Source organism: Gemmatimonadota bacterium, assembly GCA_009692115.1.
Classification (GTDB): domain Bacteria; phylum Gemmatimonadota; class Gemmatimonadetes; order Gemmatimonadales; family GWC2-71-9; genus SHZU01.
On record SHZU01000011.1, the window covers coordinates 15,251 to 37,097 of the forward strand.

Annotated in this window: 20 protein-coding genes; 3 read left to right on the top strand and 17 right to left on the bottom strand. The window is 66.1% G+C overall.

Features of this window, described 5'->3' with window-relative positions; all coding sequences use genetic code 11:
* Window positions 1-13 precede the first annotated feature (13 nt).
* The 4 genes from EXR94_12530 to EXR94_12545 are packed head-to-tail and all read right to left on the bottom strand — an operon-like array spanning window position 14 to window position 4,793.
* Entirely contained in the window at window positions 14-508 is a 495-nt protein-coding gene (locus EXR94_12530; protein ID MSR03545.1) for a sarcosine oxidase subunit gamma, read from the bottom strand.
* Window positions 501-3,290, bottom strand: coding sequence for an FAD-dependent oxidoreductase (locus tag EXR94_12535; GenBank protein ID MSR03546.1), 2,790 nt, complete (start codon window positions 3,288-3,290; stop codon window positions 501-503). Before EXR94_12535 ends, EXR94_12530 begins: the two co-directional genes overlap by 8 nt.
* Window positions 3,287-3,559 carry a sarcosine oxidase subunit delta gene (locus tag EXR94_12540; protein ID MSR03547.1) on the bottom strand — a complete coding sequence of 91 codons (273 nt, stop codon included), beginning with the start codon at window positions 3,557-3,559 and terminating at the stop codon, window positions 3,287-3,289. The genes EXR94_12535 and EXR94_12540 overlap by 4 nt, the downstream gene beginning before the upstream one ends.
* A gap of 10 nt (window positions 3,560-3,569) precedes the next feature.
* A complete protein-coding gene (locus tag EXR94_12545) occupies window positions 3,570-4,793 on the bottom strand; it encodes a sarcosine oxidase subunit beta family protein (protein MSR03548.1) in 1,224 nt (407 codons plus the stop codon).
* A 27-nt stretch (window positions 4,794-4,820) separates the two neighbouring features.
* Between EXR94_12545 and EXR94_12550 the strand changes: the two genes are divergently transcribed.
* Window positions 4,821-5,423, top strand: coding sequence for a damage-inducible protein DinB (locus EXR94_12550; protein ID MSR03549.1), 603 nt, complete (start codon window positions 4,821-4,823; stop codon window positions 5,421-5,423).
* Window positions 5,424-5,427: 4 nt separating this feature from the next.
* On the opposite strand, the gene EXR94_12555 is transcribed toward EXR94_12550, so the two are convergent.
* Entirely contained in the window at window positions 5,428-8,292 is a 2,865-nt protein-coding gene (locus EXR94_12555; protein ID MSR03550.1) for a S9 family peptidase, read from the bottom strand.
* 108 nt (window positions 8,293-8,400) lie between these two features.
* Between EXR94_12555 and EXR94_12560 the strand changes: the two genes are divergently transcribed.
* Window positions 8,401-9,765: a dipeptidase gene (locus EXR94_12560; protein MSR03551.1), complete on the top strand. Its 1,365-nt coding sequence runs from the start codon at window positions 8,401-8,403 to the stop codon at window positions 9,763-9,765.
* Between the two features lies 1 nt (window position 9,766).
* On the opposite strand, the gene EXR94_12565 is transcribed toward EXR94_12560, so the two are convergent.
* The 9 genes from EXR94_12565 to EXR94_12605 all read right to left on the bottom strand — a co-directional run bounded on the left by EXR94_12565 (window position 9,767) and on the right by EXR94_12605 (window position 18,320).
* Entirely contained in the window at window positions 9,767-10,324 is a 558-nt protein-coding gene (locus EXR94_12565; GenBank protein MSR03552.1) for a hypothetical protein, read from the bottom strand.
* A gap of 46 nt (window positions 10,325-10,370) precedes the next feature.
* Entirely contained in the window at window positions 10,371-11,075 is a 705-nt protein-coding gene (gene lipB, locus EXR94_12570; protein MSR03553.1) for a lipoyl(octanoyl) transferase LipB, read from the bottom strand.
* Complete coding sequence (locus EXR94_12575) at window positions 11,072-11,503, bottom strand: hypothetical protein (protein ID MSR03554.1); 432 nt, start codon at window positions 11,501-11,503, stop codon at window positions 11,072-11,074. Before EXR94_12575 ends, lipB begins: the two co-directional genes overlap by 4 nt.
* The gene (lpdA, locus tag EXR94_12580; GenBank protein ID MSR03555.1) at window positions 11,487-12,881 is read right to left on the bottom strand and encodes a dihydrolipoyl dehydrogenase; all 1,395 of its coding nucleotides are present in this window, start codon (window positions 12,879-12,881) and stop codon (window positions 11,487-11,489) included. The genes EXR94_12575 and lpdA overlap by 17 nt, the downstream gene beginning before the upstream one ends.
* A gap of 23 nt (window positions 12,882-12,904) precedes the next feature.
* Window positions 12,905-14,104 carry a 2-oxo acid dehydrogenase subunit E2 gene (locus EXR94_12585; protein ID MSR03556.1) on the bottom strand — a complete coding sequence of 400 codons (1,200 nt, stop codon included), beginning with the start codon at window positions 14,102-14,104 and terminating at the stop codon, window positions 12,905-12,907.
* Window positions 14,104-15,108: a pyruvate dehydrogenase complex E1 component subunit beta gene (locus EXR94_12590; protein ID MSR03557.1), complete on the bottom strand. Its 1,005-nt coding sequence runs from the start codon at window positions 15,106-15,108 to the stop codon at window positions 14,104-14,106. Before EXR94_12590 ends, EXR94_12585 begins: the two co-directional genes overlap by 1 nt.
* The gene (pdhA, locus tag EXR94_12595) at window positions 15,083-16,099 is read right to left on the bottom strand and encodes a pyruvate dehydrogenase (acetyl-transferring) E1 component subunit alpha (GenBank protein MSR03558.1); all 1,017 of its coding nucleotides are present in this window, start codon (window positions 16,097-16,099) and stop codon (window positions 15,083-15,085) included. Before pdhA ends, EXR94_12590 begins: the two co-directional genes overlap by 26 nt.
* A complete protein-coding gene (gene lipA, locus EXR94_12600) occupies window positions 16,096-16,983 on the bottom strand; it encodes a lipoyl synthase (GenBank protein ID MSR03559.1) in 888 nt (295 codons plus the stop codon). The genes pdhA and lipA overlap by 4 nt, the downstream gene beginning before the upstream one ends.
* Before the next feature lie 233 nt (window positions 16,984-17,216).
* The gene (locus EXR94_12605; GenBank protein ID MSR03560.1) at window positions 17,217-18,320 is read right to left on the bottom strand and encodes an FAD-dependent oxidoreductase; all 1,104 of its coding nucleotides are present in this window, start codon (window positions 18,318-18,320) and stop codon (window positions 17,217-17,219) included.
* 84 nt (window positions 18,321-18,404) lie between these two features.
* Between EXR94_12605 and EXR94_12610 the strand changes: the two genes are divergently transcribed.
* Window positions 18,405-18,623, top strand: a complete 219-nt coding sequence (locus EXR94_12610) for a hypothetical protein (GenBank protein MSR03561.1) — start codon at window positions 18,405-18,407, stop codon at window positions 18,621-18,623.
* A gap of 55 nt (window positions 18,624-18,678) precedes the next feature.
* Here EXR94_12610 and EXR94_12615 read toward each other — a convergent pair whose 3' ends face one another.
* Genes EXR94_12615 through EXR94_12625 form a run of 3 tightly spaced genes read right to left on the bottom strand, consistent with a single transcriptional unit; the run spans window position 18,679 to window position 21,836 of the window.
* Entirely contained in the window at window positions 18,679-19,110 is a 432-nt protein-coding gene (locus EXR94_12615; GenBank protein MSR03562.1) for a MerC domain-containing protein, read from the bottom strand.
* On the bottom strand, window positions 19,107-19,547 hold the full coding sequence (locus EXR94_12620) for a hypothetical protein (protein ID MSR03563.1): 441 nt from the start codon (window positions 19,545-19,547) through the stop codon (window positions 19,107-19,109). The genes EXR94_12615 and EXR94_12620 overlap by 4 nt, the downstream gene beginning before the upstream one ends.
* A gap of 12 nt (window positions 19,548-19,559) precedes the next feature.
* Entirely contained in the window at window positions 19,560-21,836 is a 2,277-nt protein-coding gene (locus EXR94_12625; protein ID MSR03564.1) for a TonB-dependent receptor, read from the bottom strand.
* Window positions 21,837-21,847 lie beyond the last annotated feature (11 nt).

Sequence of the window (21,847 nt, forward strand, 5' to 3'; positions counted from 1 at the left end):
TAACGCCCGTTGTTTACGGGAGCAGCCACGCTTTGACGTACGAGGCAAACGAGGGCCGGACGAGGATCAGGTAGCTCGGTCCCTCGTCGATTTGGGCAATCAATGCCTGGGCCTTGGCGATCAGCGTACCGGCAGAGCATCCGGTGCGGAAGACTCGAGGGTGGAAATCGAGCGCACAGCAGCCCGCCAACACATCGCGAGCATCCGGCCCCGCCAGCATGAATCCGATCCGATTGGCCGATACGTCGACGACGGCGCCCTGGCCGGAGGGCATGGCACCCCGAATCACCGCTTCGAGCGTAGCCTTCGCCTCGCCAATGGCCAGGAACTCGGTCGGGCTGATCCAGAGCACGTTGCAGCCATCGGCAGCCACGAACCGGTTGGCGGCCGGCAGCGCCTCGAGCCCAAGGGCCCGGGCCACGATTGGAGCCGATTGCTCGCTCACATGGAACGCGATCTGGGTCAGCCGGGGCAGGGGCGTGAGCCGGCTGGCGGTGGGGTTAGCCATCACGGCGGGCTCCTTCGCGGTCGTAGAACACCGGATCAACGAGGGTGACCGCCATCGAGTCCGAGCCGGTACAGGCGTGCAGGGTTTGGCCCAACCGTTCGGCTCCGCCCTTGACCATGGCCAAGCCGAAGCTCCGGCCTAACGTTTCGCTCCAGAAACTCGAGGTCACATGGCCGATCATGGTCATCGGCGGGGCTTCCGCGGGGTCTTCGACCAATTGGGCCCCTTCGAGCACCACCGCGGCCGGATCGGCGGGGAGGAACCCGACCAGCCGGGGCCGGCCGGGGGCCATCATGGCCTTCCGGCGAAGGGAGCGTTTGCCGATGAAGTCTCGCTCTTTGGTCATCATCCAGCTGAGGCCGGCGTCGACGGGCGTGGTACTGGCGTCGGTATCCTGGCCCACGATGAGAAACCCCTTCTCGGCCCGGAGCACGCTCAGCGCTTCGAGGCCATAGGGCGTGATGCCATGGGGCATGCCGGCGGCCATCAGGGTGTTCCAGAGCGCTTCGCCCCGGTACCCGGGAACGCTCACTTCAAAGGCCAACTCGCCCGAGAAACTCACCCGGGCCACCTGGGCCGCCAGGCCGGCCACGGTGCCGGACCGGACGGTCATGAAGGGAAACGCCGCCGCCGACAGGTCGAGATCGGTGCCGGCCGCCGCGAGGACGGTCCGGGCCAACGGTCCGACCACTGCGATAGTGGCCCATTGCTCGGTAATGGAGGTGAGCCAGACCCGGAGGTCGGGCCACTCGGTCTGGAGCCACTCCTCCATCCATTCCATGACCGGGCCGGCATGACTGGTCGAGGTCGTGACGAAAAAGCGGTCCTCGGCGAGGTGCATGATGACGCCGTCGTCGAACAGGATGCCGTCGAGCCGGCACATGGCGCTGTACCGGGCCCGGCCGGGCTTCAGATTGGCGATCTTGTTGAAGTACAGACGTTCCAGGAACTCGGCCGCGTCGGGACCCTGGACGTCGATCTTGCCTAACGTCGAGGCGTCCATCATCGCCACGGCCTGGCGCGCCGCGCGGCATTCGCGTTGGACCGCGTCGGCCATGGATTCCCCGGCCCGCGGGTAGTACCGGGGCCGTTTCCACTGCCCGACATTCTCAAAGACGGCGCCGGCGGCCACATGGGCCGGGTGAATCGGCGTGGTCCGGACCGGCTCGAACATCGCCCCGCGGGCCCGGCCCGCGAGCACCGAGTAGGCGATCGGCTCGACTGGGGGCCGGGCGCTCGAGGTGCCCATCGGGCCGTCTTGGTACCGGGCGGCGAGCATCCCCGCGTTCACCTTCGAGGTCCGGCCCTGTTCCACCCCGGTGCCGATCAGGGTATAGCGCTTGAGATGCTCCGCCGAGCGGATGCCGGCGCCCAACGCGCGGTGCACGCCCGCAATCGTCACGTCGCGATGGAGATCGACGAACGACCGGCTCTCGTCCTCGTCGGGGGCGGGAATCTGCCAGATCGGAATGGACGGCTGGATTTGAACCGGGGCCGTGTCGGGGACCCTGGTGTCCGCGGCGGGAAAACCGGCGGCCGCGGCTGCGGCGCGTCCCGCCTCGATCCCGGTTCGAAGCGAGCCCGCCAAGTCGAAAGCCCCGGTCAGTGCCCCGGCAACCTGATATCCCGGCGCGGGCTCGGTGGCCACGAACGTGGCCGGTGATTCGTTCCAGACCGTGGGGCCGCGCCGCTGATGATGGAGGTCGAGGACCGGGTCGAACCCACCCGACACGGCGAGCATGTCGCACTCGATTCGCTGGGCCTCACCGCCGGCTAGCGGCGCGACCTGCACCGCGATCAAGACACCGTCGCCGTCGCCGTCGGTGCCGGTGACGACTGAGCCGGTGATCATCCGGATCCCGGCGGCCCGGGCCCGTTCCGCGAAGGTACCCCCCGGCGCCGGGCGAGGGTCGACGATAGCGGCCACCGTTTGGCCCGCCGCCACCAGGTCGAGCGCCGTCCGATAGGCGTCGTCGTTGGCGGTGAACACCACGGTCCGTTCCGGCGCCAGCGCAAATTGGTGGAGATACCGGCGCACCGCGGCGGCCAGCATGATCCCCGGCCGATCGTTGTCCTGGAATACGATCGGGCGTTCGAGCGAGCCGGTGGCGAGGATGATCTGCCGGGCCCGGATCTGCCAAAGCCTCGGGTTGGCGCGGCGCTCGACGAGCATCATGCCGTTCTGGTCGAGCGCCACCACGGCCGTGGTCCGTCTGAGGATCCGGACTTCCGGGGCCGCCTCGAGCGCCGCTTCCTGGGCCGCGATCCAAGCCGATGCCTCCTGCCCGTCGATCAGGTCCCGATCGCCGGGGAGGGCGCCACCAAGCGATGGTCGCTGGTCGGCCAGGATGACCCGGGCGCCGGCGGCGGCCGCGGTGCGCGCGGCGAGGAGGCCGGTCGGGCCGCCGCCGATCACGAGGACGTCGCAATGCCCGGTGCGCCGGTCGGGCCGGCCCGGGTCGACGCCCTCGTGGAGCACGCCTTTGGTGGACAATCCCCGGGCCACCAGGCCCTCGAACACTTCAACTGTCGTGGCCCGGGTCAACGGTTCGGATGCCCCGCCTTCGCCGAGCTGCACGAAGGCATGGGCCTCTTCGGTGCCCGCGCTCATGACCCCGCGGGGGCGCTTCAGAGAGACGCTCGATCCGATCACGGCAATGCCGTTGGCCAGGAGCGCCGAGGCCAGCGTGTCGCCGGGGTGCGCCCCGAGCGGCTGTCCATTCCAAGAGAAGGACAGCTCCCGGGTTCGGTCGATCGTCCCGCCGGTTGGAAGCCGCTTCATCGGGCGTCCCCCGGCTTCTCGGTCGTGAGGTACGAGCCGCGGATCTCGCTCGTCATCGTGTCCCGGACCACATGAAACCACCGGCGGCATCCGGCCACGTGGGTCCAGCGTTCGGCGAACGCTCCCGCGGGGTTATTGCGATAGAACAGAAACTTGGCCCAGGCGGCGTCATCGACGTCCGAGCCAGGATACTCGAGGTGGGCTTCGCCACCGTAGTGGAATTCGTTTTCCTCACGGGGCCCGCACCACGGGCAATGGATTTGCAGCATCGCGGGATTCCTAGTGCGCCACGGCGGCCGCGCCGTGTTCGTCGATCAGGTCGCCGGTTTCGAATCGAGCCAAGGAAAACGGCACGACCAAGGGATGCGGCGCGCCGTTGGCGATGGTGTCCGCAAAGACCCAACCCGAGCCGGGAGTAGCCTTGAATCCGCCGGTACCCCAGCCGCAGTTCAGGAACAGATCTCGAATCGGGGTGAGGCCGACGATCGGTGAAGCATCCGGGGCAACGTCGACGATCCCGGCCCACGTCCGGAGCATATGGATCCGGCTGAAGATCGGAAACAATTCGAGGGCGGCTGCCATCTGGTCTTCGATGATATGAAACGAACCCCGTTGGGCATACGAGGTGTAAGGGTCCCGGCCCGCGCCCATGACCAACTCGCCCTTGTGCGCCTGGCTCACGTAGACGTGCACCGCGCCCGACATGACGACACACGGGAGCACCTGCTCGACGATATCGGACACCAGCGCCTGGAGCGGCGAACTCTGAATCGGCAGGTCGAAACCGGCCATCGCGGCCAAGAGTGGCGAACGGCCCGCGCCGACCAGTCCGATCCGGTTGGCGCCGATCCGGCCCCGGGTGGTGACGACGCCGGTGACCCGGTCGCCGTCCTTCTCGAAACCGGTCACTTCACAATTTTGGATCAGGTCGACCCCCAGCCGGTTCGCGGCCCGGGCCAGCGCAAAGACCACCGCGTCGTGACGGGCAATCCCGCCTCGGCGTTGCAGGGTGCCGCCGATGACCGGGTACCGGACGTCCGGAGAGATGTTGACGATCGGACAAAACTCCTTGACCGATTGGGCGTCGAGGACCTCGGAGTCAATCCCGTTCAGCAGATTGGCGAACGTGTTTCGCCGGCCGGTGTGGAGGTTCGACTGGCTGTGGATCAGGTTGAGGACGCCGCGCTGATCGAACAAGAGGTCGTAGTCGAGTTCCTGGCCCCATGTCTCCCAGATTTTGAGCCCGTGTTCGTACAAGGCGGCGCTCTCGTCGCGAAGATAGTTCGACCGGACCACCGTGGTGTTCCGGACGGCGTTACCGTTCCCAAGCCAAGCCCGCTCCACCACCGCCACGTTGGTAATCCCGTGGTTCTTCGCCAGATAGTAGGCGGTCGACAGCCCGTGCAATCCGCCCCCGACGATGACGACGTCGTAGGAGGGTTTGGGGTCCGGGTTCCGCCACAGGAAGTCCGGGTTGTGGGCGGCATGTTCATTCGGATGCATGGGACTTAAAATACCCTAGAGGGAATCATGACGCATCCATTCAGTCTCTTCGCCGAAAGCTACGAGACCGAGCGCCTCAAGACCCTTTCGGTCTGGGCCGAATTCCGGGATGACGAGCTGGCGTTTCGGCCGGCGCCCCTGGCCCGCACGCCGCATGAGCACATGGTGCACCAATGCGTTTCGGAGCAGGGCTGGATGATCCGGATGCTCGGCATCGACATCGGCCGGCCGGAGTTGCCCCCCGTCGAAGACCGGCTCTCGTTCCTGCGCCACTACGACGAGGTGTCGCGGCTCCGGCGCGAGGTCCTCGACGCCAAGGAGCCGGAGTGGTTCGGGGAGCCGACGACGTTCTTCGACGTGCCCCGGACCCGGGCCTGGGTCCTCACCCGGCGGCTGGTCCATTCCGCCCATCATCGGGCCCAGCTCACCGTCTACCTCCGCTTGCTCGACCGGCCGCTCTATTCGACCTATGGCCCGACCGCCGACACCGGCGGCCTGTTTCAGCACCAAGCCCCCGTCATTTATCGCTACCCGTCCGCCGAGGCTTTGCTTGAGGCCGAGGCGGCCGGGGGGGGGGCGTGGCCGGACTTGCCGGGCCCCGGCCCCCGCGCGCCCACGGAGCGGCCCTGACCCGCTAGGAAATGGCCTTGGGTTTCTTCTGCCGGCTCTTCAAATGCTCTTCCATCTTGAGCCGGGGGACGCCTTCCTTCATCCAGTCCGGCGCCGGGAGTCCCTTCAGGTAGTGGTCGAAGTACTCCTGCATCCGGACCGTGTAGTCCTTCTGGTTCTTGGGTAGCTGCAACCCGTGGTTCTCGCCGACATACTGCAACATGATGACGTCTTTGTCCTGCTCCCGCAACGAATTGAAGAACGTGATCCCTTGGTTGAAATCGACCGCCCCGTCCTTTTCGTTGTGCAGGATCATCACCGGGGTTTCGATTTGCTTGACGAAAAACGCCGGCGAGTTCCGGATGTAGGCTTCGTGGTTGTCGAGGTAGCTGCCCTTGAACCGGCCCTGCGAGGTCTCGAAGATCGCCATGTCGGCGGTGCCGGTATTCCAGTAGACCGAGTTGTACATCGAGATCATGTCGGTGAGCGGGGCGCCGGTCACGATCCCGCTGAACAGCTTGCCCGTCTGGGTGGCCAGGAAGGACGACTGATAACCGCCCCAGGAATGGCCGTGGAGACCGACCTTGGCCGGGTCCACGATGCCGGTGGCGATGGCCGCCTTGACCGCGGGCACCACGCACCACACCGACGACATGCCCGGGTCGTTGATCCGGTATACGATGTCCGGCTGGAACACCGCGTACCCGCGGCTGGTATAGATGCTCGGGTTGAACGCCCGGGTTTCGTTCGGCACGGCGTAGCTGTGAAGCCCTTGGGAGAGCTTCTCGTAGATGTACACCACGGTCGGATACTTCTTGCCCGGCTCATAGTTGGCCGGCAGATAGAGCGCCCCCTGCAGGCTGTCGCCCTTCTCGGACACGTAGTTGACCAGCTGGGCGCCGGAGGACCAGGCATAGTCCTTCTGCTGGGGATTGGCGTCGGTCAGCCGGACCGGGTTGGCCAGCTTGGCGTCAGCCACCCAGTAGTCCGGAAAGTCCCGGACGGTTTGCCTGGTGTAGACCCAGGTCTCGGCATCGCGGGCCCGGTTCACCAAGAACTTGGCGTCGTCCGCCAGCAGCATCTCGGCGCCGGGCTTGGCCGGGATGACTCGGGCCAGGCCTTCCTTTTTGGTCCACTCGCCGTAGGTCTGGAGGTACATCGGCTTGGTCAAGTCGATGCCCTTTTCCTTGGGATCGATGACCAGCCGCCTGGTAAACCGGATCTTGTCCCGCTTGCCGGTCCCGGTCAGGTTGACGAAGCTCCCGCCCGTGGCCGCCACGCGCCAGACATCCCAGTTGTCGAACAACAGGACGAACCGGCTGTCGGCCGACCAGCCTAACGGCTCGACCGGCGGGCGGTCCACGTTGTGGTCGTCCTCCGTATCGATGAACGTGGTCGGCGCGCCCGGGGTAATCGCCTTGGTCTGCCCGGTCAGAAAGTCGTAGACGTGATATTCGCCGTTGTCGTAGAACAGCGCCTTGGTGCCGTCCGGCGAGGGCCGGATCGGATAGGAGGCGGTCTTCTTGATCGGCGTCCGGGCTCCGGTCTTCAAGTCGATGGCGTAGTAGTCCCGGCGCTGGCCGCCGTCGATGTTGTCCCGCCGTTCGTAGACCCGGCGGTCGGTGCCGAGTCCGTACCGGTCGCGCGGGGTCAACTGCACGTCGCGAAGCTCGTCGTCCGCGAGCGCCAGGAACTTCCGCTCGACCACTCGGTAAAGCGCCAGGGACGAGAAGATCTTGTCGCGTCCCTCTTCGACCTGCTGTTGCGATTGGAGCCGGCCCTCTTTGCCGTGCCAAATCACCAGGGTCGGGAGGTCGTCCTCGGTGCCGCCGGCGCCGGCCGGCGTCTGCATCATGCCCGGTGTGCCGGCCACCGGCTTCACATCGGGCCGGCCGGTCTTGGATTCGGGGCCGTTCCGGCGGGCCGTGGTCCCAAAGGCCAGCGCCGCAAAATCGGCGGTCCACCGAGGAGTGCGGTCCGGACTGACCCGGCGGTCGGCGGGCAGGCCGGTGGCCGGACTCGGCTCATAGACGACCTTGGTGTTGCCGCCGCCGACGCTGGTGATTCCCACCACGGCGTACACCGTGTCGCCCCGGGCACTGTCGGGCCGGCCACGGAGTACCGCCAGAGCCAGCCCGCTATCCGCCCACGCCAGACGCCGGTACACGGCTTTGTCGCTCTCGATGGTTTTGACTTGGTCGGTGGCCAGGTTCCGGATCTGCACCCCGTTGCCCACGAGATCTTTGGCCTCGGTGGTCCAGGCCAACCACCCGCCGGTTTCATCCAACGCGTAGTCGGCCACCGAACCGATCGTGCTCATCGTGCCGGTCCGGAGGTCGAGCAGCAGGAGATCTGAGGCCGTGGCCCCTTCGGCCGGATAACGCTTCATCGCGACCCAGGCCGGGTTCTCCCCGGCAAAGCTGAATCGTTGGATCTTCTCGAAATCCCGCTTCTCGCCGGTGGCCAGATTGACCACCACGAGGCCGGTTTGAATCGGCTTCTTGTCTTTCTTGAGCTTCTTGGTTTCCTCGGCGGTCGGGTAAGTCGAGAACGCGGTCCATTTGGCGTCGCCGGAGATCACCAGGGGCGAGTTCCTGGGCGTCTGGTCAAACGGGTTGAACGGCTGGACCACCGCCTCGCCGATCGGAAACCGCCACTCCCGGGCCTCCGCGCTCGTCGGGCGCACCACGACTTCGCCGTCGCCTTCGTTCGGCGCCAGCACGTAGGCAAACCAGCGGCCGTCGGGGGAGGTGGCGGCATTCCGGATCGATTTCCAGAAGCTCAGATCAGTGGCGTCGAGCGTCTTTTGCCCGCCGGACTGCTGGGCTGGGGCCCTGGTGGCGGTCAAGGCCGCCAACCCGAGAACCGGGAGGAATCGGAGTACGCGCATGAGAGCCCTAAAATCGGAAGTGGTGCGGACAGGTAACCCCCCAATAATCGCCGCAAAGCACTCTAACGGCTAGGTGGCGAAACCGCGGGCCGGATGCTAGTATCACGAATGGACTCCAATTTTACGATCCGCGAACGCGACCGGATGCTCAAGGAACTGGTTGAATTCCTCTCGATTCCGAGCATCAGCGCCCTGCCGAACCATGCCCAAGATTGCCGCCGAGCCGCCGGCTGGCTGATCGACCAATTCAAGCGCCTCGGCTTTCCCGTCGTCCAACTGCTCGAGGGCAACGGCCATCCGGTGGTCTGGGCCGAAAGCCCGCCAGTGCCCGGGGCACCGACCTTGTTGGTGTACGGGCACTACGACGTCCAGCCGGTCGATCCGATCCATGAATGGAACACACCGCCCTTTGAGCCGACCGTGCGGGATGGCCGGATCTATGCCCGGGGTGCCGCCGACGACAAAGGCCAAGTCTACTGTCTCATGAAGGCCTACGAAGCCGTATTGCAGAGCGGCAAGCCACCCATCAACATCCGGTTTCTGATTGAGGGCGAAGAAGAGAGCGGCGGAACCGTAATCGGTGATTTGCTTACCGCCGAGCCGGACCGCGCCAGGGCCGATGCGATTTTGATTTGCGACATGTCCTACTTCGATATCGGGTGGCCGGCCGTCTACACGGCGCTCCGGGGCCTCTGCTACGCGGAAATCCATGTTCGCACTGCCGAGCGAGATCTCCACTCGGGGAGTTACGGCGGCGCCGCCCCCAACGCCATGGAGACGTTGGCCCGGCTGTTGTCGGACCTCAAGGGACGGTCCGGCAAGATCAACATCCCGAAGCTCTACAAGTCGGTGAAGCCGCCAACCAAGCACGAGCTCAAAGTCTGGAAACAACTGCCGTTCGATGAAGCCCGGTTCCTCAAAGAGGAAGTGACCGGCAAGGCACTCACCGGGATCCAAAAAGCGTCGGTGCTCGAGCGGGTCTGGGCCCTGCCCACGTTCGAAATCCACGGCATCCGGGGCGGCTTCACCGGCGAGGGCGCGAAGACGGTGATTCCCGCGACGGCGATGGCCAAGGTGAGCCTCCGGCTCGTACCCGGTCTCCCGTTCGAGAAGGTGGCCAAGTGGCTGAAGAAGGCGGTCGCGAAAATGGCCCCTGAGTGGGCCGAGGTCGAGGTCCGGATCCTCCATGGCGGCGATCCGGTCGAGGTCGATGTCGGGCATCCGGCCTTCAAGACCCTTGACGCGGCCTTTGCCGAGGTGGTGGGCCGTGGCACGGTGCCCGTGCGCGCCGGCGGATCGATCCCGGTGGTCACTCAATTCGCGAAAGCCGGCGCCCCGGTCATTCTGACCGGAATCGGCCTGCCGGACGACGGCCTCCACTCACCGAACGAGAAGCTCGACCTCCAGCAACTCTGGGAAGGGATCGCGGTGTTCGGACGATTTTACGAGAAGCTCGGGGAAAAGGCGGTGTAGGTCAGGCCGGCGGTTCGTCGGGGGCAATCCGTTTGTGGCTCCCGGAGTATCGGGCTTCCGTGCGAGCGTGGAGTTCGTCGACGCCGATCAGCGCCCGGACCGACACCACGATGCCGGCCACGACATCGTCGGCCCAATAGGAATCCGGGCGCTCTCCTGCCGGAAGAGCGGCCGCTTGCTTGTCGAGAAACTGGGTGGCGGTCGCGATCCAGTCACTTTGGGCCCCGGCCACCAACGACCACGACGCCGTGGCCCGAAGTTCGAGTTCCGAGAGCTCCGTCAACAGGCTGTCGATTCCGGTCGTCACCGGTTCGCGCCGCAGCCGCTCGGCCACCGCCGCGAGCACCGCGCCGCGGGTCGCTTCCTCGGCCTCCGAGAGGGGGGCGAGGTAGTGGCGCTGATCGGCCACCATCTCGGCCAGCCGGACGCACACCGCCCGAATGGCTGGGGTCAGCGTTACCGGCGCCTCCTTGGCCCAGCTCGAGGCGGCCTTGAGAATGTCCCGGACCCGGTCGTCCGCGACCGCGTTCAGCTTGGTGACGTCAAGAGGCTCCGCCATGATGGCGGAAGATAATACCTGGGCTCGGTCGGTGGTCCCGTTCGGTTCAGGGCGCCGGTGGCCCTACCGGTTGAAGTTCGTGCTCCGAACCCATCACGATCGCCCGATCGAAGACGGAACCAAATCCTGCCATCACCGCACTCCGCACCTCGGCCATCAGTCCGTCGCGCGGCCCGATCCGATCCGCCACGCTGGTCATTCGAACACCCGGAATGCCACATGGCACGATCAGGTCGAATAGGTCGAGTGCGGTGGTTACGTTCAACGCGAAGCCGTGGAAGGTGACCCACTGCTTCACATGAATCCCGATACTCGCGACTTTCCGGCCGCCGGTCCACACGCCGGTTAAACCGGGGTTCCGTTCGGCGCTGATGCCGAGCGTCGCCAAGGCCACGATCAGGGTCTCTTCGATTTGTCGGAGGTACCAGTGGAGGTCGGGCCGATAATTCTGGAGCTGGAAGATCGGGTAGCCGACCAACTGTCCCGGCGCGTGGAGCGTCACGTCCCCGCCGCGCTCCACCTCAAAGACCTCGAGTCCTCGGCGGGTGAGCTCGTCGGCTCCGATCGGGAGGCTCGACGCCTTGGTGCTCCGCCCGAGCGTGATGACCGGGTCATGCTCGACGAGCAGCACGAGATCCTCGTGGCGCATCCCTTCGACTCGTTCGCGGCACAGCCGCCGCTGCAGAGTGAGAACTTCGTCGTAGCCCCGGCGCCCGAGATCGATGACCCGAATCGCGGCCGGCGCGGTCACAGCGCCGGGAAGGCCCGGGCGATCCGGCGGTTGAGGAGCAGGGCCAGCGCCAGCGCCCCAAGGGAGAGTACCACCAGCCCGAGCCGCCCGAAGGCCCGGTCCACCGGCATCGTCACGACCGACAGGACGAAGCTCGCGAAGAAGCTGACCATCGCGAGCATCCCTTGGCGAAACGTATTGTGGACCGGGGCCATGACTCGCCAGGTGGCGATCGCCGCCGCGAAGCAGGCCAGAAACGTCCCGGCAAACAGCACGACGGCGGTCGGCGCTCCGATTTCGAGGCGCTGGGCCGCTTGCTCCGCCGTTTGCAGGGTTCGAACGACGAAACCGACCGCTGCGTTCAGGGCCAGGCCCAGTGCCGCCGACAACGCCAGGGCTCCGAACGCGAGCCCGACGAAGTCCTGGTCGGCGTCAGGTGTGGATGACACGGCCCATCGAGTCGAGGGCCGCTTCGGCAATGGCCTCGGACAGGGTGGGGTGGGCGTGGATCGCGAGATCCACCTCCTCCACCGTGTATTCGTTTTCCCGGGCCACGGCCAGTTCGTGAATCATCTCGGAGGCGTGCCCGCCGACGATGTGGGCCCCGAGGATCTCACCGTATTTCTTGTCGCGGATGATCTTGACGAAGCCTTCGGTGTCGTTGGTGGCCCGGGCCCGGCCGTTGGCACTGAACGGGAAACGGCCAACCTGGTAGTCGAGCTTCTTCTCTTTGCATTGATCCTCGGTCAACCCGATGCTGGCCACTTCCGGGTGGCAGTAGGTCACGCTGGGCACGTTGTCGTACTTGATCGCGTGCGGCTTGTGGCCCGCAATCAATTCGGCGACGAACGTGCCTTCGCGGCTTCCTTTGTGGGCCAACATCGGCGGTCCAGCCACATCGCCGATGCAGTACACCCCCGGCGCCGTGGTTTCGAGTGTGGCCAGGTTGACCTTCACGAACCCGCGGTCGGTCAGCTGCACGCCGGCTTCCTTGAAACCCATGTTCTCGGTGTTGACCGCCCGGCCCGCCGCCATCAACACCTTCTCGGCGACCACCGTCTCGGCCTTGCCGGCGACTTCGAGTTCGAGGGTCACCTCGGAGGCGCCGACCGTGGCCTTGAGGACCTTGGCCCCCGCCATCACCGCGATCCCGCGTTTCTTGTAGCTCTTGGTCAATGCATCCGACGACTCGGCGTCCTCGATCGGTACGATCCGCGGCAACGCCTCGATCAGGGTGACCTTGGTGCCGAACGCGTTGAAGATGTCGGCAAACTCGCAGCCGACCGCCCCGGCCCCGACGATGGCCATGGTGGCCGGCGCCCGGTCGAGAAACAACGCCTCGTCTGAGCTGATCACGGTGGTCTTGTTGATCTCGAGGCCAATCTGCGGAATCCCCTTGACCCGTGATCCGGTGGCGATGACGACCGCCTTGGAGGCGGTGTGGGTGTCGTCCCCGACTTTGACCTTCTTGCCCGGGAGGAGCGTCCCGGTGCCTTTGATGACGGTGATCTTGTTCTTCTTCATCAAGAACTCGACCCCGCGAGAGTTCTGGTCCGAGACCTGGCGGGACCGCTTCATGGCCACGCCATAATCGGTCTTGATGGGTCCGACCTCGACGCCGAGGCCCTTGGCGTCATGGGCCACGAGGTTGGCCACATACGCGCTGTGGAGCAGGGCCTTGGTCGGGATGCAACCGATATTGACGCAGACGCCGCCAAGTTTGTCCTTCTCGACGACCGCCGCCGACAGGCCGAGTTGGGTGGCGCGAATGGCGCAGACGTAGCCGGCCGGGCCGCCGCCGAGGACAATGAGATCGTAGGTAGACATTCGAATTTCGGGCTAAGGGTTCTCTAAGACTGCAAGCCGACGGGGTTTTCGAGCAACTGTTTCAGCGTCTTCAGGAACTGCGCTCCGGTGGCGCCGTCGATGACTCGGTGGTCGCACGACAGGGTAACCCGCATCCGGCGCCGGGGCACGATCTGCCCTCCGACCACCGCGGCCACCTGGGCAATCGAACCGACCGCCAAGATGGCCGCTTCCGGCGGATTGATGACCGCCGTAAAGTGTTCGATGTCGAACATCCCGAGATTCGAGATCGAAAAGGTCGAGCCGGTATACTGCTCCGGCGTGAGCTTGCGATCCCGGGCCCGGCCCGCCAAGTCGCGAGATTCCGTGCCGATGTCTCGGAGGGTCTTCAAGTCGGCGTTTCGGATCACCGGCGTGATCAGACCGTCCTCGACGGCCACCGCCATCCCGATGTGGACTTCGTTCCAGTACCGGATCTTGTCGTCCTGCCACCAGGCGTTGCAGGCGGGATGCTGCATCAGCGCCAGAGCCGCTGCCCGGACCACCAGGTCATTGAACGAAATCTTGACCGCATCGCCGTACAGCGTTGTGAACTGCTCCCGGAAATCAGCGGCCTGCTCCATGTCGATTTCAGTCGTGAGGTAGAAAGTCGGGATCGGGCCGATCGACTGCGCCAGCCGTTTGGCAATCGTTTTCCGGATCATCGAGAGCGGCACGTCGGTAAACGCCGGTCCGGCCTTCCGGACCGACGCCATCGCGGCCACGGGCGTGGCGCCGGCGCCTTCGACATCCCGGCGAATCACCCGTCCCTCGGGCCCGGAGCCCGGGACTCGGCTGAGATCGACGCCACGGTCGGCAGCCATCTTCCGGGCCAACGGCGAGGCTTTGATCCGCCCGGCCGCCACCGGCGCCGGTACCGCCCCCGTTGCCGGTGCCGGTGCCGCGACCGGAGTCGCGGCGGGAGCCGTTGCCACTGGGGCGGCTGCCCCATCGCCTAACGCTTCGCCCGGCTGGCCGATCCAGCCCACCACCTGAGACACCGGAACGGTCGTGCCGGCCGCCACCGCATGGCGAAGCAACGTCCCCCCGGCTCGGGCCACCAATTCCATGACGGCCTTGTCGGTTTCCACTTCGGCCAGGACGTCCCCGGCCTTGACCACGTCGCCTTCCTGCTTCTTCCACTCGACCAGGCGGCCTTCTTCCATGGTCGGCGAGAGCGCTTCCATCACGACTTTGGTGGCCATTAGACGTAGAGTACTTTCTTGGCGGCGGCTTGAATCTTCTGCGCGTCCACCTTGGCGGCGCGCTCGAGCAACTTGTTGTACGGCATCGGGACGTCGGCCCCGGTTACCCGCCAGACCGGCGCGTCGAGCGCATCGAAGGCCTCCCGCTGGATCGTGTCGACCACTTGGGCGCCGACCCCCGCAAAGTACCAGCCTTCTTCGGCCACCACGCACCGGTTGGTCTTGGCCACCGACGCCAGGATTGTGTCGGTGTCGAGCGGCCGGATCGTCCGAAGGTCGATCACCTCCGCGTCGATCCCCTCGGCGGCTAGCGCTTCCGCCGCCTTGAGCGAGGGGTCGACGGTTTTCGAGTGGCAAATGATGGTGACGTCTTTCCCCGGCCGCTTGATGTCGGCCTTCCCGATCGGGACGATATGGTCGCCATCGGGGACGTCGCCCTTCACGTTGTACAGCATCTCGCCTTCGATGAAGACCACCGGGTTGTCATCCCGGATCGATGCCTTGAGCAGGCCCTTCGCGTCGGCCGCTGTGGCCGGGGCCACGACCTTGAGCCCGGGGATATGCGCATACCAACTCTCGAACGCCTGGGAGTGCTGGGCGCCGAGCTGAAGCGCCGACCCGCCCGGACCGCGAAACACGATCGGCACCCCGATCTGGCCGCCGGACATATACCGCATCTTGGCCGCGGAGTTGACGATCTGGTCGATGGCGAGAAGCGCGAAGTTCCAGGTCATCATCTCGATGATGGGCCGGAGCCCGACCATGGCGGCCCCAACCCCGATGCCGGTAAAGCCCAGCTCCGCGATCGGCGTATCGACCACCCGGCGAGGCCCGAACTCCTTGAGAAGGCCGCGGCTGACCTTGTAGGCGCCGTCGTACTCGGCCACTTCCTCGCCCATCAGGAACACCCGGTCATCGCGGGTCATTTCTTCCCGGAGCGCCTGGTTGAGCGCGTCGCGGTAGGTCATGGTGGTCATGTCAGTTCGGCTCCGGCGCGTAGACATCCTCGAATAGCTTCGAGGGCTCCGGGTCCGGCGATTCTTCCGCGAACCGGATCGAGTCGGCTACCTCGGCTTCAATCTCGGCCTCGAGCGCCGCGTGGTCCGCGTCGGTCCAATAGCCGCCGGTCCGCATCAGCTGGCCGAGTAGCGTCAGCGGATCGCGGCCCCGATACTCGTCGACTTCCTCTTTGGTGCGGTAGGTGCCGTGCGCCGCGTCCGACATCGAATGGCCGACGTAGCGGTAGGTCTTCACCTCGAGGAACGTCGGCTCCGAGTCCGTCCGGGCCCGGGCCACGGCCCGGTCCATGGCCTCGCGCATGGCCAGGACGTCCTGCCCGTCAACCACTTCGGTGGTCATCGCGTAGGCGGCCCCGCGGATGGCCAGACTGGTGACAGCGGCCGCCCGGGCCACCGCCGTACCCATTCCATAGCCGTTGTTTTCGACGATGAAGATCGCCGGGAGATTCCAGAGCGCGGCCATGTTCAGCGTCTCATGGAAAGCCCCGATGTTCGCCGCCGCTTCGCCGAAGAAGCAGACGCACACTTGGTCGCCGCCCCGGTATTTGTGGGCAAACGCCACCCCGGCGGCCAGCGGGATGTGGCTACCCACGATGCCGTGTCCGCCCAAGAACCCGTGGGCAACGTCAAACAGGTGCATCGACCCGCCCTTGCCGGCCGAAACGCCGGTGGCTTTGCCGTGGAGCTCGGCCATGACGCCCCGAGGGGTGAGCCCCCGGGCCAGCGCATGGCCGTGCTCCCGGTACGCGCTGACGACATGATCGTCGGGCCGAAGCGCGGCCATGACCCCGACCGCGACGGCTTCCTGGCCGATGTAGAGGTGACAGAAGCCGCCGATCTTGCCTAACGCGTAGGCCTCGCCGGTTTTTTCTTCGAACCGCCGAATCAGGAGCATCTGGCGGAGGTAGCTCCGATGGAGCGCCTTGGTGGCCGCGTCCACGGCCTTGCCCTTCGCGGCGGGTGCCGTGGTGGTCATGGGGTTCCTCTGGAGGCCTTGGCGCTATCAACCTGTTCCCAGGCGTGATAGCTCGAACGGGTCAGCGGGCTCGATTCGACGTGATCGAAACCCATGGCGAGGCCGAGGTCTCGCAATTCGGCAAACTCCGTCGGGGTATAGTACCGAGCGATGGGAAGATGACTCTCCGAAGGCCGGAGATATTGACCCAGCGTGAGGATGTTGACGTCCGACCGGCGGAGATCCCGCATCGCCACCAGCAGTTCGTCCCACTCCTCGCCCATCCCGAGAATGATGCCCGATTTGGTCAGGCCCCCCGGCACCATCCGGCGCGCATTGGCCAGCAGATCGAGAGCCCGTTGATATCGACCCCCCGGTCGGGCCAGGCGGTAGAGGCGCTCGATCGTCTCGAGATTGTGATTGAGAATGTCGGGCCGGGCATCCATGACCAGCTGCAGGGCCGGTGCCGAACCCTTGAAATCGGGAATCAGGACTTCAACCGAACTCTTGGGGAGCCGCTTCCGAATCTCGATGATGCAACCGGCAAACGCCTCGGCGCCGCCGTTCTCCAGGTCGTCGCGGTCAACCGACGTGATGACGACATGCTGGAGTCCCATCTGGGCCACGGCCTCGGCCAACCGGACCGGTTCCACCGGATCGAACGGCAGCGGGGTGCCATGCGACACCGCGCAGTAGGCACAGTTCCGGGTGCACACATCGCCCAAGATCATGAACGTGGCGGCCTGGTGTTCCCAGCACTCGCCGATGTTTGGGCATCGGGCTTCCTCACAGACGGTGTGGAGGTTGAGTTCCCGCATCAGCGTCTTCAACCGCGCGTAGTTGCCGCCGCCCGGCGCTTTGACCTTGAGCCAACTCGGCTTCCGTTCGAACGGAACGGTTGCCAACGGCGGGGCCGAGGACGGGGTGCCAAGCGAACGGGTCAGTTGGACCAGCGGTGCCGCCACGCAAAGCTCCTTCACAGGAAAGCGCCCCGAAATCGGCGGGAACGCAGCTACAAGAATAGTATCGAACCGACCGAGGGGAAAGCTTAGGATTCTGCCTGCTAAGACCAGAAAGGGCAGTGACTTACCCTTCTAATCGGAGAAGCGCCGAGCGCCGAGCCCCGAGTGCCGAGCTCCTAGGACCAGAACCGCCCCGGCCGAAGGGCCTCGATGCCTTCGAAGGTGGCCTCGCCGGCCATGAGATGGCAGAGCGACACGGCCGTAATCCCGGCGAGCAGAATGCCGTTTCGCCCCCCGCCCGTGGCGTACCAGAGGCCCGGCGCGTTTGGTTCCGCACCGACGATCGACAGTCCATCGGGGGTGCCGGGCCGGAGCCCAGCCCAGCGGCGCTCCACTTTGAGCGGCGAGAGCGCCGGCACTACGGAGTCGGCCCATCGGACCACGGCTTGCTCGCCCTCGGCCGTAGCCTCCGCCGAAAAGCCGACATGCTCTGAGGTCGAGCCGCAGAGTGCCTCGCCATTGCGCTCCAGGACGTAGCCCTGGCCCGAGTAGTAGATGCCGGGCGGGACCTTGGTCGGCCAGCGCTTGGCGACCATCTGCCCTTTGACCGGTTCGACCGAAACCGGGCGCGGCAATCCCTCGAGCCGGCCGCTCCAGGCGCCGGCGGCCAGTACTACCGCGCCGGCGGAATAGGTTGCCCGGGCGCCGCGAACTCCCACCACCCGGCCGCCCTCGACGACCACACCGACGGCGGCGTCGGGCTCAAAGGTGGCGCCGCGCTTGGCGGCACTCGCGCGGAAGGCTTCCACCAATCGGATCGGGTCGATCGAACCATCCTGGGGGGCAAACAGGGCCCCATCCGACAACCCAACCCATGGGTACTCGCTTTGGACTTCGGTCGGATCCATCCACTCGGTTCGGTGCCCGTGCTGGCGTTGCCACGCCACCGAGTCACGGAGGCGGGTGGCTTGGTCTGCTCCTCGCGCCAATCTCAGGATCCCGCCGTCAAACAGCCCGCAATCGATCCCGGTCTCGTCTCTCAGAACCATGACCTGGCTCCGGTAATACTCCCGGCCGGCGATCCCGAGCTCGAAAAGCGGAGGGTCCTCGCTGCTGTCGATCTGGGGCGCCAGGAGCCCGGCAGAGGCGCGCCACGCTTCGCCGGCCCGGTCGGTGGGTTCGAGCACCAGGACCTTCCGGCCCGTGCCGGCTAGTTCCCGGGCGCAAGCGGCGCCGGCAGCGCCTCCTCCGATGATGACAACGTCTTGAGTATTAGGCACTTAGGCTAGTAATGAAACTTTCTGAAACGTCGGCCGTACTGGGGTGTGCACCACTAGAAATTCAACCGTCCGGAGGAAAATACAATGGTCCGTGGATTCGTGGGATTTGCTGGGTTCTTCATCCTGTTCATGCTTGGGATGAAGGTCATCGGCTTCTTGATCGGCGGACTGATTGGACTGGTCCTGAAGCTGGTCTGGTTCGCGTTCCTGGGTTGGATGATCTCCACCATCATCCGAGTCTTGAGCCCCTCGACGGCCGATCGGATTTGGGAGACCGTTCGGGGCAAACCGTCCGAATCGTAGCCGACGGGTTGGGGCGGGCCAAATCACCCGCCCCATTTTTTGGGGCCTCCCCACATTAGGTCGAATTGCCCTCGAGTAATTTCGGGGTTGGCGCAGCCTCGCGACAGGCGCGACACCGCCGGAGGTTGACGGTATGGCCGACCACCAGGACCGCGGCCCCGGCAATTGTCACAAGCGATCCCCGCTCCCCCAGGCCAACGCCGGTCGCGATCAATCCCACGCCGCCCGTTCCAAGCGACCCCGGCATCGCCCCGCCATGACACCGGTATCCCCGGCGGAAGGCAACGGCCGCGAGCACCGCCGTCACCACCAACAAAGCGACGTCAACGCCCCGCGAGGCGATCCAGCCCAGTCCGATGGCGGGCAGGGCCGCGATCACCGCGGGGAGGACGGTACAGTGCACCAAGCAGAGTGACGAGGCGGCGACCCCCCATCGGTCAAACGCCGTCTCATCGCCGCCGCCGGTTTCGAAACCGCAGAACTTCATTGGACCGTGATCGGCAGACTGCAGGGGCCGAAGTCCTCGTGCTGCTCGATCTTGTGAAAGAGCGCAAAGGTCACCGCCGTCGTTCCCGCCGCTCCGCCGCTCAGCGTTCCGGCGAAGGCGCTGGCTCTCGTAAATCGGCCGGCGGGCTCGACTTTGAGTTCGAACTCTTGGTCGGTCACGATCGTTTCGGGTGATCCATCCGCTTTGAGAAACGTGGCCGAGACGGCTGCTCCACCGGCGGGAATCGTGGCCGACGCCGGGACCGGCGTGCAAGTTCCGCCACTGAAGTTGATGACGGTGGTCCCGATCGTGACCCGCATCGTTTCGACCTCCGGCTCCATTTCCTCCGGTTCGCTCGAACACCCGGCGGCGAGCGTGAGAGCCGCGATCGCGGCGGCGCCGATCCAGCGAGAACTCCTGATGCTGATGTTGCTCATCCTATCCTCCTTCTAGAAAGTGATCCGATACAGCAGGCTGACGTTGCGCCCCGGCTGCGGGGCAATCTCTTTGATTCGGGAGAGATGGTCCCGGTACTGCTTGTTGCCAACGTTGTCGACCCTGAGGGTGAAGGTGTGGAACTGCCCGCCGATCAGGGTCCGAAATCCGGCGTGCAGGTCCCCAACCACGTACCCTGCAGTCGGGGTCTCGAAATCGCCCACGCGGGCTTGGCGGGCGGCCCAACGAGCCCCGGCGCCGGCGAACACGTTCGGCGTTTCGTAGCGGAGTTCTGCGGTTCCAAAGGCCGGTGGGATCAGTGGCGGCTCGGAGGCCGCCGGAACAAACGTGGTGTCCGGTGGGTCGGAACTGATGACGGGGATAGCGGCCCGGACCTTGGTGAAGACGGCGGCCACATAGGATGCGGTGGCTTCGAACGCCAGCCGGCGCGCCAGCACGATTTCGACGGTACCCTCGGCGCCGGTGAACCGGGCGGCCTCGTTGGTGAATTGGAACAACGGGCGTCCGCCTTGGCGGCCGATCACCGCCCGGCCCCGGCTCGACGGGAAGATGTAGTTCGAGAGCCGGTTCCTGAACCCGGCCACTTCAGCCCGCACCCCGCTCCGTTCGAGGCGGACGAATCCGTCAATGCCGAGGCCGGCCTCCGCCGTGAGTCGGGGATCGCCGACGTCATACGAGTTCGAGGCCAGGTGGGGCCCGTTGGAATACAACTCATTGAAATCCGGCGTCCGGTACGCCCGGGCGATGCTCCCGCCCGCTTTGAAGCCACCGCCCAGATCCGCGAGGCCACCGAACGACGCCGAGAAGGACCCGAAGGTCCGCGGCACGGTCGACACCCGATCCGCGCCGACGCTGATCGTGGTGATCCGTCGGGGCTCATAGCGGGCCACGTCGTACCGCACGCCCGCTTGGATCCGGATCGGACCGGTGCCGAACTCTTGAATCACGAAGCCCGCGACCGAGAAGTCGCGGGTCGACGGGGTGCGGAGGGTGCCCCCGGTCTCGATGTCGCGGAATTGCCCCGCGAAACCGATCGCGCCGCTCTTGGCGCCAAGGAACCGCCGGTGGCGGGCCGTTAGGTTGACCGTGGCGAAGTCCTGCCGGAACCGGGTTCCGACCGCGCCGCTCGGTTCGGCCTCGGTATGCCGGTAGAACGTGACCGCCGCGTCCGCTCGGAGGCTTTCCCACCGACCGGCGGCCGGATGGCGCTCGGCGGTTGACCGGATCGAATGGCGCTGCATCGCGATATCGACGCCGGTCGGGTGGCCTCCCACGAAACCGCCGGGAATCCCGTAGTCGGTGTCATAAAAACGATAGGACACTCCGGCATGTCCGCGCTCGCCGATCCAGGAGGCGCCGGCGGCCACATCGACCGTCGACACGCCGGTGTTCACCAGCGGCCCCGCCGGCGTGCGGGTGTCGCCGGCGCCCCGGAAGGTCCCCTCGATCCGGCCGGTGACCCGCCGGCCAAAGGCCCGGGTCGCGAAGCCGCCGAGTGCCGCGCCCCGATTGACCGAGCTGGCTTGGGCCGAGATCGTCCCGTGGAGGGCGTCCGGCAGGGTGGCGGGGATTTCCTCGCGGACGACGTTGACCACGCCGCCTAACGCGCTCGACCCGTACAGGAGGGACATCGGTCCCCGCACCACTTCGATCCGCTGGGCCGTCAGGGGGTCCACCGTGATGGCATGGTCCGCGGACGTCGACGCGAGATCACCGGCCCGAATGCCGTCCTGGAGCATGACCACCCGGTCGCCGCTCAGGCCCCGGATGACGGGCTGCGCCGTCGACGGGCTGATGCCCCCCGACGCAACGCCGGGCTGATGGCGGAGCGAGGCGGCGACGGTGCCGTCGAGCTGGCGGTCGAGGGCGGCCGCGCTGACCACCGACGTCGGGCTCAAGGCGTCGCTTTGCGCTCGGGCGCCGACGCCCCCAACGGTCACGATCTCCTCCAGTTGGAGCACGGACTCCGGCAGGACGATCGCCAGGTCGACAGTGTCCGCGGCCCGAACCGCCACGACGGCGGAGTAGGCCCGGTACCCGATCGCCGAGACCATGATCCGGTGGGTTCCCGTGGGGACGCCGGCGATGAGGAACCGGCCGTCAGCGTGGGTGGTTTCGCTGCCGTGTTGGTTGAGAATCCGAACCAGCGCGGTTTGAATCGGGCGGCCGTCCTCGGCGGTGACGACGCGACCGCGAACGACGCCGGCGGGGGATTGTGCCATCACGAGCGTCGGCACCAACGCGATCCATCCGAATGACCAGGTACGCATAGCGAGTGTGC

Coding starts and splice junctions, on each gene's coding strand:
- EXR94_12530 (MSR03545.1), bottom strand. CDS start 508: ATGGCTAACCCCACCGCCAGCCGGCTCACGCCCCTGCCCCGGCTGACC.
- EXR94_12535 (MSR03546.1), bottom strand. CDS start 3,290: ATGAAGCGGCTTCCAACCGGCGGGACGATCGACCGAACCCGGGAGCTG.
- EXR94_12540 (MSR03547.1), bottom strand. CDS start 3,559: ATGCTGCAAATCCATTGCCCGTGGTGCGGGCCCCGTGAGGAAAACGAA.
- EXR94_12545 (MSR03548.1), bottom strand. CDS start 4,793: ATGCATCCGAATGAACATGCCGCCCACAACCCGGACTTCCTGTGGCGG.
- EXR94_12550 (MSR03549.1), top strand. CDS start 4,821: ATGACGCATCCATTCAGTCTCTTCGCCGAAAGCTACGAGACCGAGCGC.
- EXR94_12555 (MSR03550.1), bottom strand. CDS start 8,292: ATGCGCGTACTCCGATTCCTCCCGGTTCTCGGGTTGGCGGCCTTGACC.
- EXR94_12560 (MSR03551.1), top strand. CDS start 8,401: ATGGACTCCAATTTTACGATCCGCGAACGCGACCGGATGCTCAAGGAA.
- EXR94_12565 (MSR03552.1), bottom strand. CDS start 10,324: ATGGCGGAGCCTCTTGACGTCACCAAGCTGAACGCGGTCGCGGACGAC.
- lpdA (MSR03555.1), bottom strand. CDS start 12,881: ATGTCTACCTACGATCTCATTGTCCTCGGCGGCGGCCCGGCCGGCTAC.
- EXR94_12585 (MSR03556.1), bottom strand. CDS start 14,104: ATGGCCACCAAAGTCGTGATGGAAGCGCTCTCGCCGACCATGGAAGAA.
- EXR94_12590 (MSR03557.1), bottom strand. CDS start 15,108: ATGTCTACGCGCCGGAGCCGAACTGACATGACCACCATGACCTACCGC.
- pdhA (MSR03558.1), bottom strand. CDS start 16,099: ATGACCACCACGGCACCCGCCGCGAAGGGCAAGGCCGTGGACGCGGCC.
- EXR94_12610 (MSR03561.1), top strand. CDS start 18,405: ATGGTCCGTGGATTCGTGGGATTTGCTGGGTTCTTCATCCTGTTCATG.
- EXR94_12615 (MSR03562.1), bottom strand. CDS start 19,110: ATGAAGTTCTGCGGTTTCGAAACCGGCGGCGGCGATGAGACGGCGTTT.
- EXR94_12620 (MSR03563.1), bottom strand. CDS start 19,547: ATGAGCAACATCAGCATCAGGAGTTCTCGCTGGATCGGCGCCGCCGCG.
- EXR94_12625 (MSR03564.1), bottom strand. CDS start 21,836: ATGCGTACCTGGTCATTCGGATGGATCGCGTTGGTGCCGACGCTCGTG.